Below are 13,613 nucleotides of genomic sequence, written 5' to 3'. Positions count from 1 at the left end.
TTCATCTCTTGGCGAACAGCGCGCCGTTCCGCTTAGCACTCGCCAGCCGAGAGTGCTAGAACATGTCTCGTAGCCCTCCTGGCGCGGCAGCGCCGGGGCAGCAGCGGTCCCGGACCGTCCGGACCGCCGTGACGCTTCGAGGAGGTGACGGGCTGTGGCTACGCGATTCGACCCGTTCCAGGAGATGGACCGGCTGATGAACCAGGTGCTCGGCCAGCAGCGCGCCTCGGCCACGATGCCGATGGACCTGTTCCGCTCGGGCGACCACTACGTCCTGAACGTCGACCTGCCCGGCGCGGACCCCGGCTCGATCGACGTCGCCGTCGACGACCGCACGCTCACGATCCGCGCGCAGCGCACGGCGCGCACGGAGGACGGCGTGCAGTGGCTCGCCAAGGAGCGCCCGGTCGGCACCTACGCGCGGCAGCTGACCGTCGGGCGCGGGCTCGACCTGGACGCCATCACCGCGTCCTACACCGACGGCGTGCTGTCGCTGACCATCCCGGTGGCCGAGGAGGCCAAGCCGCGCCGCATCGAGGTCAGCACCGGTGGGACACCGGCGACCATCGAGGCGGGCGCCGACGCCGCTCCCCAGGAGCGTGCGAGCGCCTGACCGCCCGACGCGGCCCCACGGCGACCGCCCCGGCCCCCCGCGAGGGGACCGGGGCGGTCGCGTGCCCGGGTGGTGCGGTCAGGCCGTCGGCACCGCCAGCGACGCGCGGACGGTGCGGGTCGCCGCCAGCACGTGCTCCAGCGACGGCGTGACCTCGGCGTACCGGCGGGTCTTGAGGCCGCAGTCCGGGTTGACCCACAGCTGCGCGGGGTCGACGACCCGGACCGCCTCGGTCAGCAGCTCGGTCACCTCGGCCTCGCTCGGCACCCGGGGCGAGTGGATGTCGTACACCCCGGGGCCGATGCCCCGGGGGTAGCCCTCGGAGGCGATGTCGCCGAGGATCTCCATCTTCGACCGCGCGGCCTCGATGGACGTCACGTCCGCGTCGAGGCCGTCGATCGCGCCGAAGATCTCGCCGAACTCCGAGTAGCACAGGTGCGTGTGGATCTGGGTGTCCGGGCGCACCCCCGCGGTCGCGAGCCGGAACGACCGCACCGACCAGTCCAGGTAGGCGTCGTGGTCCTCGGCGCGCAGGGGCAGCAGCTCGCGCAGGGCGGGCTCGTCGACCTGCACGATCGCGGTGCCGGCGGCCTCCAGGTCGGCGATCTCGTCCCGGAGGGCGAGCGCGACCTGGTTCGCGGTGTCGGCGAGCGGCTGGTCGTCCCGCACGAACGACCAGGCCAGGATCGTGACCGGGCCGGTGAGCATGCCCTTGACCGGCTTCGCGGTCAGCGACTGCGTGTAGGTCGTCCACGGCACCGTGATCGGCGCCGGCCGGGACACGTCGCCCCACAGGATCGACGGGCGGGTGCACCGCGAGCCGTAGGACTGGACCCAGCCGTTGGCCGTCACCGCGAACCCGTCGAGGTTCTCGGCGAAGTACTGCACCATGTCGTTGCGCTCGGGCTCGCCGTGCACCAGGACGTCGAGGCCGATCTGCTCCTGCAGCTCGACGACGCGGCGGATCTCCGCCTTCATCTCGTCCTCGTACTGCTCCGCCGTGAGCTCGCCGCGGCCGAAGGCGGCCCGCGCCACCCGGATCTCCGGGGTCTGCGGGAACGAGCCGATGGTCGTGGTCGGCAGGACCGGCAGCTGCAACCGCTCGGCCTGGGCGACCTGGCGGGCGGCGAAGTCGCCGCGGCGGAACGCGTCCGCGGGCAGCCCGGCGAGGCGCTCGCGGACCTCCGGCCGCACCACGCCCGGTGCCTCGGCCCGGGACCGGCGCGCGTCGGCGGCGGCGAGCAGCTCGGCGTGCACGGCCTCGCGGCCCTCGGTCAGCCCGGTCGCGAGCGTGACGACCTCGGCCACCTTCTGGTCGGCGAACGCGAGCCACGAGCGCAGCGTCGGGTCGAGCTGCGGCTCGTCCTCGACGTCGTGCGGGACGTGGAACAGCGACGTCGACGTGGCGACGGCGACCTGGCGGGCGCCGAGGCCCTCGAGCGACTCGAGGGAGCCGAGCGCGGCGTCGAGGTCCGCGCGCCAGATGTTGTGGCCGTCGACCACGCCGCCGACGAGCACCTTCGACGCGAGGCCGGGGACGGGCCCGGCGGGCACGGCGCCGCGGACCAGGTCGATCGCCAGGCCCTCGACGTCCGTGCCGGCGAGCACCGGCAGGGCGTCGCGCAGGTCGCCGTACGGAGCCGCGACCAGGATCGCCGGGCGCTCGGTCGCCGGCAGGTCGGTGGCGAGGGCGCGGTAGGCATCGGTCGCCGCCGCGAGCAGCCGGTCGGCCGGGACGCCCGTGGAGTCGGAGACGAGCGCCGGCTCGTCCAGCTGCACCCAGGTGGCGCCGGCGCGGGCCAGGTCGCGGAGCAGCTCGGCGTACACCGGCAGCACGTCCGCGAGGCGGTCGATCGGGGAGAAGTCCTCCGGCGCGCCCTCGGCGGCCTTGGCGAGCGCCAGGAACGTCACGGGGCCGACCAGCACCGGGCGGGTGAGCACGCCGTCGGCCAGGCCCTCGGCCAGCTCGCGCACCGGTCGGTCGCTCGCGTACCGGAACGCCGTGGCGGGGCCGATCTCCGGCACGAGGTAGTGGTAGTTGGAGTCGAACCACTTGGTCATCTCGAGCGGCAGGTCGTCCCCGCGGCCGCGGGCCACGGTGGAGTACCCGGCCAGGTCGAGACCGCCCTCGGCGGGCACCAGGTCGGCGAACCGCTCCGGCACGGCGCCGAGCACGGTGGCGGCGTCGAGCACGTGGTCGTAGAACGAGAACGCGCTGGGGATCGCGGGCAGCCGGGTGTCCAGGCCGAGCCCGGCCAGGCGCGTGCGGGTGCGGCGGCGCAGGTCGGCAGCGGTGGCCTCGACCTCCTCGGCGCTCGCGCGCCCGGCCCAGAACGCCTCGAGGGCCTTCTTCAGCTCGCGGCGCGGTCCGATGCGGGGGTAGCCGAGGACGGTGCCGGCGGGGAACGGGTGGGTCAGGTCGGTCATCTCTCGCCTCAGATGGTGGGGACAGGGGTCGGGGTGGTCGTGGCGGCGGCGGACGTCGCCGCCGGTTCGGGGGGCGGCACCCGCAGGTGCGCGCGGGGGGCGTCGCCGCCGAGCCCCGCGCCGTCCAGCAGGTCGAGCGCCGGGCCGTGCGCGTTGAACGTGTACAGGTGGACGCCGGGTGCGCCGCCGTCGAGCACGGCGTTCACCAGGTCGACGCCGAGCCGGGTGCCCAGGCGGTGCCGCGCCGCCAGGTCCGCCGGGTCGTCGGGGTCGAAGGCGTCGAGCCGGGCGAGCAGCCGCTCCGGGACGGGCACGCCGGTCAGCTGCTGCACCCGCCGGAGCCGGGCCGGGTCGGTGGTCGGGATGATGCCCGGCAGGATCGGGATGGTGACGCCCGCGTCGCGGGCGAGGGCCACCAGCTCGAGGTACGAGCCCGCGTCGTAGAACACCTGGGTGATCGCGAAGTCCGCGCCGGCCTGCTGCTTGGCGAGCAGGGCAGCGACGTCCTGCTCCCGGGTGCTGCCCGCGCCGGCGTTGCCGCGCGGGAAGGCCGCGACCGCGACCGACAGCGGGCGGGTCGCCGCGCGCACCGCCTGCGCGGGGCTGCTCGCGCAGCGGCGGCGCTCGACGTCGCGCAGCAGCTCGACCAGGGCGCTCGCGGTGGGCAGCCCCTCGGGGTGCGGCTCCCACGAGCGGTCCGCGGGCGGGTCGCCGCGCAGCGCCAGGAACGACCGCACGCCCTCGTCCAGGAACTCCTCGACCGTCGCGGCGAGGTCCTCCCGGGAGCTCGCCACGCAGGTCAGGTGCGCGATCGGGGTCAGCGACGTCTCGCGGAGCAGCCGCCGCACCAGCTGCCGGGTGGTCGTGCGGGTGCTGCCCGAGGCGCCGTAGGTGACCGACACGAAGTCCGGGCGGGCCGAGGCGAGCTGCTGCACGGTCGCCCACAGCCGCGGCGCGGCGTCCGGGTTCCGGGGCGGGAACAGCTCGAACGAGACGGTCGGGCGGTCCACGGCCCCGAGGCCGTCGGGCACGGCGGTCCCCGCCGGGTGCGCGGGTACGTCGTGACTGGTCATCGTCAGCTCCATCGGTCCTGGCGGAAGCACCCGCACCCTCGGTGAGGAGGGGGGTTGCTGCGACGTCGACGAGCCAGGTCTCTCGGTCGCTCTGGATGGGTTCCGCCACAGTAGGACGCGACGAGCGCGCCGTCTACTGCCCCTGACGTGTCATCGACCGAGGTCGAACCGTTGACACCCTCTCCGGGCCGGCCCTACGTTCGGCGGGTCGCGGGCGCCCGCCGGCGCGAGGCCGCGGCCGCCCGGCCCCGGGCGCTCCGCCACCCGCACCACCGCACGCCCCCGGCACCTCCCACGGACGGTCCGCACCGACTCGTCCTGGAGGTCCTCGCATGCGCACCACCCCCGACGACACCGTCACGCCCGGCCCGACGTCCCCGAGCGCGCCGGGCCCGGTCCCGGCCCGGTCCTCCCGCCGCGCGCTGCTGCGCGGCGGCGGCGCCGGCCTGCTCGCCACCGCCGTGGCGCTCGGGTCCGCGCGCGGCGCGTCCGCCGCCCCGGCCGCCCCGCCCCTGCCCGCGTCCGCCGCCCCCGCGGCGACCGTCGCCACCGTCGCGGACCTGCGGCGCCGCACGCCCTCCGCGGGCGACGTCGTCCTGGTCGCGGGGTACGCGGCGCCGGGCGACGGCGGCGGGATGGTCGCGCGGTGGGACGGCGGGTCGACCGCCGAGCCGAACGGCGGGACGGTGATCGCGTCCGACCGGCGCGCCCGCGGGCGCTGGCTGCTGGTGCACGACGGGACGCTCGACTTCCGGCAGTTCGGCGTCCTGGACGCGTCGACCCCCGCGGACGACGCCCTCGACGCGATGGTCGGCGACCCCGGCGTGCACCGCATCGAGGCGCACACGGACCTGAACTTCGTGCGCCGGCACCGGTTCACCCGCTCCGACCTGGTGCTGGACTTCGGGGGCCGCCTGGTCACCACGGAGGGGATCGAGCCGGCCGCGGCCAACGACCCGTTCGCCGCGGTGCTGTTCTTCCGGGGCGCCGTCACGGAGCAGGTGGTCACGTCGACCCTGGCCGCGCCGCTGCCCGAGCTGGTCGACATCGTGCCCGTGCCGGACTCGGCGGCGTTCGCGGTCGGGGACTGGTACGCGGTGCAGACCGACACGCGGCCCGGGGGCGGCAGCGCCGAGCGCGAGCTGATGTACCTGGTCCAGGTGACGCAGCTGGTCGACGGCACGCACGTGCGGCTCGGCTACAAGACCGGGTGGCCGCTGGACGCCGGGCGGGTGCTGACGTTCACGCGGGTCGAGCCCGTCCAGCGGGTCACCGTGCAGCGGATGCGGTTCCGCGGGACGGGCACGGACCAGGTGACCGGCTCGCACCCGGTCGCCTTCGAGTACGCGACGCGCTGCGACGTGCACCAGGTGGAGGCCGAGCACACGTTCTGGCCGGTGGTCATGCGGCGCTGGAACACCTCGTACGTGACGTCGCAGTGCTCGCTGGCCAACCCGGTGAGCGTCACCCTCGGCGGCGCGGGCTACCTCACCCAGCAGATCTCCTGCCTGTACGCGCACGTGGTCGACTGCCGGACGTCGAACGCGCGGCACCTGAACGACTTCACCTGCGCCGCGTACTCGACCGTCGAGAACTGCCACGGCGACGGCGACGTGCAGGGTCCGTTCGTGACGCACGGCCAGTACGAGCACGACCTGACCTACGTCGGGAACTCGGGCCTGATGACGTTCGCCAACTCGGGTGCCACCTGGGGTGGTCGCGCGAAGCGGGTGACGGTCCGGCAGCAGGTGGCGGCGCTGTTCTTCGCGCGGGTCGGCGTCGTCGACCTCACGCTGGAGGACTGCCAGGTGGTGCGCGACCCGAGCATGCCGGACTACGTCTCCTGGATGTGGGTGAACGCCGACGGGCTGCAGATGCGCGGGTGCCGGGTGGACGGCCGGTTCCAGCTGTCGCAGGCCACCGACCTGTCGGCGCGGCCGACGGTGATCGAGGACTGCGTGATCGGGCTGGCCGACCAGCAGGCGTCGATGCCGTTCGTGGCGGCGAACGTGACGACGCCGGTGCACCTGGTGCGCACGACGATCACCGGGCTGGACGGCGCGACGGCGCTGTTCGCGGGGACCGGGCCGCTCACGCTCACGGGCTGCACGCTGGCGGGGCGGGAGGGCGCCGCGGCGATCACGGTGGCCGCGTCCCGGCTGGTGCTCGACGGCACCGTGCTGGACGGGACGGGTGTCCTGCTCGCGGGCACCGGCGACCAGACCCTGGCGGTGACCGGGGGCTCCCGGGTGACCGGTGCGCCGGCGTCGGGGGTGGTGTTCGGCCGGGCCGCCGGCGCCGGGACGTCGACGTGGTCCTTCGACGGCTGCACGTCGGCCGTCGGCTCGGCCGAGGTCGCGCACGTGGCGCTGACGGGCGGGACGAACCACTACCGGGCGACCGGGTGCACCTTCGAGGGCGGGCGCCTGGAGCTGGGCGACGGCGCGTTCGGGGCCGGCTCCTCCCTCCTGCACACGGCGAACGTCGAGCGGGGGGTCGTCCGCACGGCGCTCCCGGCGACGGGTGACCGGGTGCTCACGGACGGCAACCTCGTCGTGTGAGAGCGGGTTCGGCTCTGCCGAACACCGACAGGCTTTACAGAACCGTAACGCCCAGCCCTTGCCCCGCCGGGGACCGAGCGCTTGAATGAAGCGTCCGTTCGGTTGTGCCGAATGGCGTTTGGTAAGTGCTCTTGGCGGAGCGCGAGGCAGTACTCGGGGCCGCGGCCGGGCTGGACCGCACCCCTGGAGGGCAGCACCCCGACCGGGTGCTGCCCTCCGCCGCGTCCGGCCCCGTCACGCGCACAGCGCGGCGAGGACCCGGACGGAGTCGACCAGCGCGGCGCCGGAGGGTGCGACGACGCCGGTCCGGACGCCGGCCACGAACCGGGCGAGCACCGGCCCCAGGTAGTCGTCCGCCAGGTCCACCCGGAGGTCCTCGCGGCCGGCCGGGCCCGTGACGGCGAGGTGGTACGGGGTGCTCGCGCGATCGAGCGGGGTCGTCACCGTGATCGTCGCGACGTCGCGGCCCGCGGGCACGACCGCCGTCCGCACCCCGGCCGCCGCGGCCACGGACACGGGCCCGGCGGGCCGGTCGCGCAGGACGGCCATGGCGAGCTCGACGACGTGCACCGCCGCGAACGCGAGGCCGCCGTGCGGCGAGGTGGGGTCGGCCGGACCGGCGGCGTGGACGGCCAGGCCGCCGGGCGCCGGGCGCCAGCGCGCGGCGAGCGCCGTCGCGCCCGCGTGGAACCGCAGCGCCGAGGCGCTGGTCAGCCCGACGCCGCGCGCCGCCGCGAGCGCCACCAGGGCCGCGGCGTCGTCGGGGTCGGCGGTGAAGGGCTTGTCCACCAGCACGGGGAGGTCCGCGCGCAGGAGCGCCGCCGTCAGGGCCCGGTGGCCGGCGGCGTCCCGGGTGGCGACCAGCACCGCGTCCGCCCCGTGCCGCACCACGGCGCGCGCCGTGGCCGCCGGGCCCCCCGTCCGCACCACCGGCGCGCCCGGGACCCCGAGCGCGGCCAGGCGGTCGTCCGGCACCGGCTCGGCGTCGGGGGCGGCCACGACGACGACGTCGACCTCCAGGCCGAGGGCGTCCGCGCGCGCGAGCCGCAGGACCTGGTCGACGTGCGAGGACGCCGCGCCGACGATCGCCAGTCGCACTGCACCACCCCTCGTTCGCGAGTGCCGAACGGTTTTCGCGGCGCTCCGCCTCATCGGCCCGGCCGCGCCGCCCGGGCGGCCCGCGCGGCTGGCGACGACACTAGTCGGCGATACCGAACAGCGGCTAGCCTGGCAGCACGGCGCCGGCGCGGCGCCCCGGCCAGCAGGGGAGACCGCATGGAGCCCAGCCCGCCCGAGCCCGAGGACTCCCGGTACTGGGTGCGCTCGGTGGCCCGTGCCGTCGACGTCCTCGAGCTGCTCGCCGCGCGCCCGCCCGGCGAGGGCATGTCGGTGACCGAGATCGGCCAGGCGCTCGGCCTGTCCAAGAGCGCGGCCTTCGCGACGCTGTACACGCTGACCCGCCGGGGCCTGGTCGCCGACGACGGTGCGGGCATGTCGCGGCGGTACCGGCTCGGCATGGCGCTCGCGCGGCTCGGCTCGCAGGCCCTCGCGCAGACGTCGCTGCGGGACGTCGCGCGCCCGCACCTCGTCGCGCTCGCCCGCACCACGGCCGCGACCGCGCGGCTGGCGACCCTCGTGCAGGACCAGGCGGTCGTCATCGACCAGGTCGGGGGGAACGAGCGGGTCCGGCTCGACCTGCGGATGGGCAGCCACGAGCTGCCGCACTCCACCGGGCTGGGCAAGGCGATCCTGTCCTGCCTGCCCCCGGAGCAGGTCCGGGAGCTGGTGGGTCGCGTCGGCCTGCTGCGCCGCACGTCCCGCACGATCACCGACGCCGGGACGCTGGTCGCCCACTTGGCCGAGAGCCGCGCCCAGGGCTATGCGATCGACGACGAGGAGGACGCCGAGGGGGTGTTCTGCATCGGCTCGCCGCTGCTCGGGCACGACGGCGCGTGCGTCGGGGCGATCTCGATCACCGGCCTCAAGCTCGACCAGCCGTCCTGGCACTACCAGGAGCTCGGCCGCACGGTGCGGGACGCGGCCGGGCGCATCTCGCGCGACCTCGGGTACGACCCGGACGCCCCCGCGGTGACCACGGTCGGCGGTCCCGAGGTGGTTGACGGACCGGCGCCCCCGGGCTAGCGTCCCGTCCCACTGCACGACCCGCCCCAGCCCGGGAGGGTCGTCGCGACGCAGGCCAGCCCCCTGCGCTCCGCCAGACGGTCGCCCTCGACGGGGAGGACGACCGCCAGCACCGCCCCCGACGCCACGACGCGCACCGCGCGGACGAGTCCAGACGCGACGAGTCCCCAGGCGGTCGGCATGGCAACGAGCAGCGAGACGTCCCGCGGCACGGCGGGTGCGCCCGCGGACGCCGCCGCGCCCTCCGGGACGCGGTCGCCCACGGCGCCTGCCGCCCCCGCGCCGGGCACCTGGCGGCGGTCCCCGCGACGGCAGCCCGCCGACGCCGTGGCCGGCCTCCCGCCGGTCACCGTGGCGCTGGTGGGTGCGGGCAACCGCGGCCAGACGTACCTCTCGTGGGCGCGCGAGCACCCCGGCCGGGCCCGGCTGGTGGCGGTCGCGGACCCCCAGCGCCACCGGCGCGACCTCGTGGCGGCGGGCGACCCCGGCGTCGCGCACTACGCGGACTGGCGCGATCTCGCCGCGCAGGGCCGGGTCGCGGACATGGTGGTCATCGCCACCCAGGACCGGGACCACGCGGAGCCGGCGGAGGCCTTCGCGGCCCTGGGCTACGCGGTGCTGCTCGAGAAGCCGATCGCGCCCACCGAGGCGGACTGCCGGCGGATCGTCGCCGCGATCGAGCGCGCCGGCGTGCTGTTCGGGGTGTGCCACGTCCTGCGGTACACGCCGTACACCGACCTGGTGAAGGAGGTCGTCGACTCCGGCGTCCTCGGCCGGGTGGTCGACGTGCAGCACCTGGAGCCGGTCGGCTGGTGGCACATGGCGCACTCGTACGTGCGCGGCCCCTGGCGGCGGGAGGACGAGTCGGCGCCGATGCTGCTGGCGAAGTCGTGCCACGACGTCGACTGGATCCGCTACGTGACCGGCCTGCGGGTCGAGTCCGTCTCCTCCTTCGGGTCGCTGACGGAGTTCCGCCCCGAGAACCGGCCGGCCGGTGCGGCGGACCGGTGCCTCGACTGCGCGCTCGAGCCGACCTGCCCCTACTCCGCGCCCCGGCTCTACCTGGGCACGCTGCGGGCCGACGGCCCGGTGTGGCCGGTCACGGTCGTCACGCCGCGCACCGACGAGCAGGGGGTCGTCGACGCGCTGCGCACCGGGCCGTACGGGCGGTGCGTCTGGGACTGCGACAACGACGTCGTCGACCACCAGGTGGTCGCGATGCGGCTCGAGGGCGGCGCCGCGGCCACGTTCACCATGACGGCGTTCTCGGAGCAGACCCACCGGCAGACCCGGGTGTTCGGCACCCACGGGTCGCTGGAGGGCGACGGCGAGCGGGTGCGGGTCGTGGACTTCCGCGACAACACCGTCCGCGTGCTCGACACCGGCACCGCGGGGTCGAACGCCGCGGACGGCCACGGCGGCGGCGACGCCGGCCTGATGGACGCCTTCACCGCGGCGGTCGCCACCGGCGACCGCACCTGGGTCCGGTCCGGCGCGGCCGAGTCCCTCGACAGCCACCTCGTCGTGTTCGCCGCCGAGCAGGCGCGCCGCACCGGCCAGGTCCGGGAGGTGGGCGCCGCGTGACGGCCGCCGACCGGGGCACCACGCACCACCCGCACGTCCCCCAGCAGTCCCTGCCTTCCCCCGACCCCAGGGTCCTGACCAAGGAGATGCGATGAGACTCGCGACGAAGTCGCTGGTGGCGGCCGGAGCCGCCTGCACCGTCCTGCTCGCCGGCTGTTCCTCCTCCTCCGACGGCGGCTCCGCCGGCGGTGGCGAGGACGGCGCGCTGTCCGGCGAGGTGACGATGTGGATCTACCCGATCATCGCGGACGAGGCCGCGCACACCGGCTTCTGGGACGCGCAGGTCGCGGCGTTCACCGAGGAGAACCCGGACGTCGACGTGACCGTCCAGGTGTACCCGTGGGCCGGCCGCGACGAGTCGCTCACCACCGCCATCGCGTCGGGCACCGGCCCGGACGTCGTCTACCTGATCCCCGACCAGCTGGCGACGTACCAGTCGTCGATCGAGCCGGTCGACGACTACCTGTCCGCGGAGCACGTCGCCGACATCCTCCCCAACGTCGCCGACTCGATCACGGTCGACGGCCAGATGCTCGGGGCGCCCCTGCTGACCAGCTCCAACCCGCTGGTGTGCGACAAGGCCGCGTTCGACGCCATCGGCGCCACCGAGTACCCGGCCACGTGGGACGACCTGCTCGACCTCGCGCCCGAGCTCGCCGAGCAGGGCATCTACGCGACCAACTACTGGGGCTCGCCCGAGGTCACGCTGAACATGACGTTCTACCCCCTGCTGTGGCAGGCGGGCGGCGACGTGTTCAGCGAGGACGGCACGTCGGTGGCGTTCAACTCCGACGAGGGCGTCGAGGCGCTCGAGTTCCTGGTCGAGCTCAACGAGGGCGGCTACCTGGAGCCCGACCTGATCACCACCACCCCGAGCATCGAGCAGACCGCGCTCGCGCAGAACAAGGTCGCCTGCACCTGGCAGTCCGGCCCGGCGGACGTCGAGTCCTACTGGGGCACGGAGAACATCGTCATCCAGCCGCCGCTGACCCACGAGGAGACGGTCGGCTACGGCACGGTCGGGTCGCTGTCGATGCTGAAGGGCTCGGAGAACAAGGCCGCCGCGGGCGCGTGGATCGACTTCGTCACCTCGGCCGACCCGGTCACGGAGTTCGTCACCACCGCGAAGATGTTCTCCCCGCTCTCCTCGACGGGCGAGCTCTACGCCGACGACCCGGTGTACGGGGCGATCGAGCAGACCATCCCCGACACCACGGTCGGCCCGGTCAACGAGCACGCGCGCGAGGTGATGGGCGTCCTCGCTCCGGAGATCCAGGCCGCGCTGCTCGGGCAGAAGTCCGCGCAGGAGGCGCTGGACGACGCCGCCGCCTCGGCCGACGCGATGCTGGGCTGACCAGGCGATGACCTCCGCACTGCACGAGCCCGCCGCGGCGCCCGCGCGCCGCGGCGGGCCCGCCCGGGCCGGCCGGCGCTCCGTGATGGCGCGCTGGGACGCTCGCATCGGTCTGCTGTTCGCCCTGCCGACGTTCCTGCTGTTCCTGGCGTTCCGGTTCGGCCCCGCCATCGCGGGCGTCGGGCTGTCGTTCTTCGACTACGACATCTCCGGCACCCTCGAGTGGGAGGGGCTCGCCAACTTCGAGCGCATGGTCGGGGACCCGGTGTTCTGGCAGGCGCTGCGGGTCACCGTGCTCTACACGGTGCTCGCGGTCCCGCTGTCGCTCGGGATGTCGCTCGTCATGGCGCTCGCCGTCCGCCGCCGGTTCCGCGGCGTCGGGTTCTTCCGCTCGGTGTTCTTCCTGCCGGTCATCACGTCGCTGGTGCTCGCGGGCACGGTGTTCGTCTGGGTGTTCTCGACCGACGGCCCGGTGTCGACGATCTCGCAGTGGCTGGGCGGCAGCGGCCAGTCGTGGCTCTCCTCGTCGCTGCTCGTGGTCCCGGCGCTCGTGCTCGTCGGCGTCTGGTCGCGGTTCGGCTACGGGATGCTCATCCTGCTCGCCGGCCTCCAGGAGGTCCCGCGCGAGCTCGAGGAGGCGGCGCTGACCGACGGCGCCGGCCCGTGGGCGCGGTTCCGGCACATCGTGCTGCCGCACCTGAAGCCGTCGCTGTTCTTCCTCGCGGTCATCGAGACGACCGCGTCGTTCCAGGTGTTCGACCTGATCTTCGTCATGACCCAGGGCGGCCCCGCGCGCGGCAGCTACACCCTCGTCTACATGCTCTACGACCAGGGCTTCAAGTACGTGGACTACGGCTACGCCGCGGCGATCGGCGTCGCGCTGTTCGCCATGACCCTCGTCGTGGCCGTGATCCAGCGTCGCTTCCTCGGGAGGGAATCGTGAGCGCCCCCACTCTGCCGGTCGGCGCCCCGCCGGCCACCCCGCCCGCCGCCGCCGGAGCGCGCCGCCGCCCGTACCGTGCGCTCGAGCCCACCCGCCGCGGCAAGGTCCTGCGCGGGCTGCTGCTGGCGGCCGGCTCGGTGCTCACGATCTTCCCGTTCTACGCGATGGTCGTCATCGCGCTGCGGCCGGAGACGGCGATCGACTTCCCGTCCTCCCTGCTGCCGTGGAACCTCGACACCTCGGCGTTCCGCGAGGTGCTCGCCGGCCAGGACATGCTGCGCTGGACCCTGAACAGCGTCGTCTACTCGGTGGTGTCCGTCGTCGCGGTGCTCGTGATGGCGTCGATGGCCGGCTACGCGTTCGCCAAGAAGCGGTTCCCGGGCCGGGAGGCGATGTTCTGGTCGTTCCTCGCGATGGTGATGGTGCCGTACCACGTCACGCTCATCCCGACCTTCATCGTGATGGCGAAGCTCGGCGGCGTGGACACGTACTGGGGGCTGATCCTGCCGTCGCTCGCGAACGCCCAGGCCGTGTTCCTCATGCGGCAGTTCATCAAGGGGCTGCCGGACGAGCTGTTCGAGGCGGCGAAGATCGACGGCGCGGGGGAGTGGCGGACCTTCGCGACGATCGTGCTGCCGCTGTGCAAGCCGGTGCTCGCGACGCTCGGCACGTTCGTCTTCCTCTGGCACTGGAACGACTTCCTGTGGCCGCTGATCATCGGCAAGAGCGCGGACATGTGGACGCTGACCGTCGGCATCGCCTCCCTGCGGCAGCAGCAGGTGCCGCTGTCCGTGGTTCTGGCGGGCTCCGTCGTCGCGCTCGTCCCGATCTTCGCGGCCTACGCCGTCGCGCAGCGCTCGTTCCAGGAGGGCGTGGCGCAGACCGGCATCAAGGGCTGAGCCGCCACCCGCCCTCC

At 74.7% G+C, this 13,613-nt stretch carries 10 protein-coding genes and 1 riboswitch; of the genes, 7 read left to right on the top strand and 3 right to left on the bottom strand.

Annotation, left to right across the window (positions count from 1 at the left end):
* Positions 1-154: 154 nt before the first annotated feature.
* Entirely contained in the window at positions 155-613 is a 459-nt protein-coding gene (locus FS882_RS03645; protein WP_154730851.1) for an Hsp20/alpha crystallin family protein, read from the top strand.
* A gap of 78 nt (positions 614-691) precedes the next feature.
* Here the strand turns inward: FS882_RS03645 and metE are convergent, their stop codons facing one another.
* On the bottom strand, positions 692-3,040 hold the full coding sequence (gene metE, locus FS882_RS03640) for a 5-methyltetrahydropteroyltriglutamate--homocysteine S-methyltransferase (RefSeq protein WP_158370896.1): 2,349 nt from the start codon (positions 3,038-3,040) through the stop codon (positions 692-694).
* A gap of 8 nt (positions 3,041-3,048) precedes the next feature.
* Entirely contained in the window at positions 3,049-4,113 is a 1,065-nt protein-coding gene (locus tag FS882_RS03635) for a methylenetetrahydrofolate reductase (protein WP_158370894.1), read from the bottom strand.
* A gap of 5 nt (positions 4,114-4,118) precedes the next feature.
* Positions 4,119-4,215, bottom strand: a riboswitch (SAM riboswitch).
* Positions 4,216-4,445: 230 nt separating this feature from the next.
* Here FS882_RS03635 and FS882_RS03630 point away from each other — a divergent pair.
* Positions 4,446-6,674 carry a peptidase C14 gene (locus FS882_RS03630; RefSeq protein ID WP_262348045.1) on the top strand — a complete coding sequence of 743 codons (2,229 nt, stop codon included), beginning with the start codon at positions 4,446-4,448 and terminating at the stop codon, positions 6,672-6,674.
* Positions 6,675-6,908: 234 nt separating this feature from the next.
* Here the strand turns inward: FS882_RS03630 and FS882_RS03625 are convergent, their stop codons facing one another.
* Complete coding sequence (locus tag FS882_RS03625; protein ID WP_187365114.1) at positions 6,909-7,772, bottom strand: Gfo/Idh/MocA family oxidoreductase; 864 nt, start codon at positions 7,770-7,772, stop codon at positions 6,909-6,911.
* A 177-nt stretch (positions 7,773-7,949) separates the two neighbouring features.
* Between FS882_RS03625 and FS882_RS03620 the strand changes: the two genes are divergently transcribed.
* From FS882_RS03620 to FS882_RS03600, 5 genes are all read left to right on the top strand, one after another.
* Positions 7,950-8,816, top strand: coding sequence for an IclR family transcriptional regulator (locus FS882_RS03620; protein WP_158370890.1), 867 nt, complete (start codon positions 7,950-7,952; stop codon positions 8,814-8,816).
* Positions 8,817-8,996: 180 nt separating this feature from the next.
* Entirely contained in the window at positions 8,997-10,400 is a 1,404-nt protein-coding gene (locus FS882_RS03615; protein WP_158370888.1) for a Gfo/Idh/MocA family protein, read from the top strand.
* Between the two features lie 91 nt (positions 10,401-10,491).
* The gene (locus FS882_RS03610) at positions 10,492-11,754 is read left to right on the top strand and encodes an ABC transporter substrate-binding protein (protein ID WP_158370886.1); all 1,263 of its coding nucleotides are present in this window, start codon (positions 10,492-10,494) and stop codon (positions 11,752-11,754) included.
* Positions 11,755-11,761: 7 nt separating this feature from the next.
* Positions 11,762-12,697: a carbohydrate ABC transporter permease gene (locus FS882_RS03605; RefSeq protein WP_158370884.1), complete on the top strand. Its 936-nt coding sequence runs from the start codon at positions 11,762-11,764 to the stop codon at positions 12,695-12,697.
* Complete coding sequence (locus FS882_RS03600; protein ID WP_262348044.1) at positions 12,694-13,596, top strand: carbohydrate ABC transporter permease; 903 nt, start codon at positions 12,694-12,696, stop codon at positions 13,594-13,596. The genes FS882_RS03605 and FS882_RS03600 overlap by 4 nt, the downstream gene beginning before the upstream one ends.
* The last annotated feature ends 17 nt before the right edge of the window (positions 13,597-13,613 follow it).

It is taken from the genome of Cellulosimicrobium cellulans (genome assembly GCF_007679345.1).
In the GTDB taxonomy this organism is placed as follows: domain Bacteria; phylum Actinomycetota; class Actinomycetes; order Actinomycetales; family Cellulomonadaceae; genus Cellulomonas; species Cellulomonas cellulans_A.
This window is presented reverse-complemented; position numbering and strand designations above follow the sequence as displayed.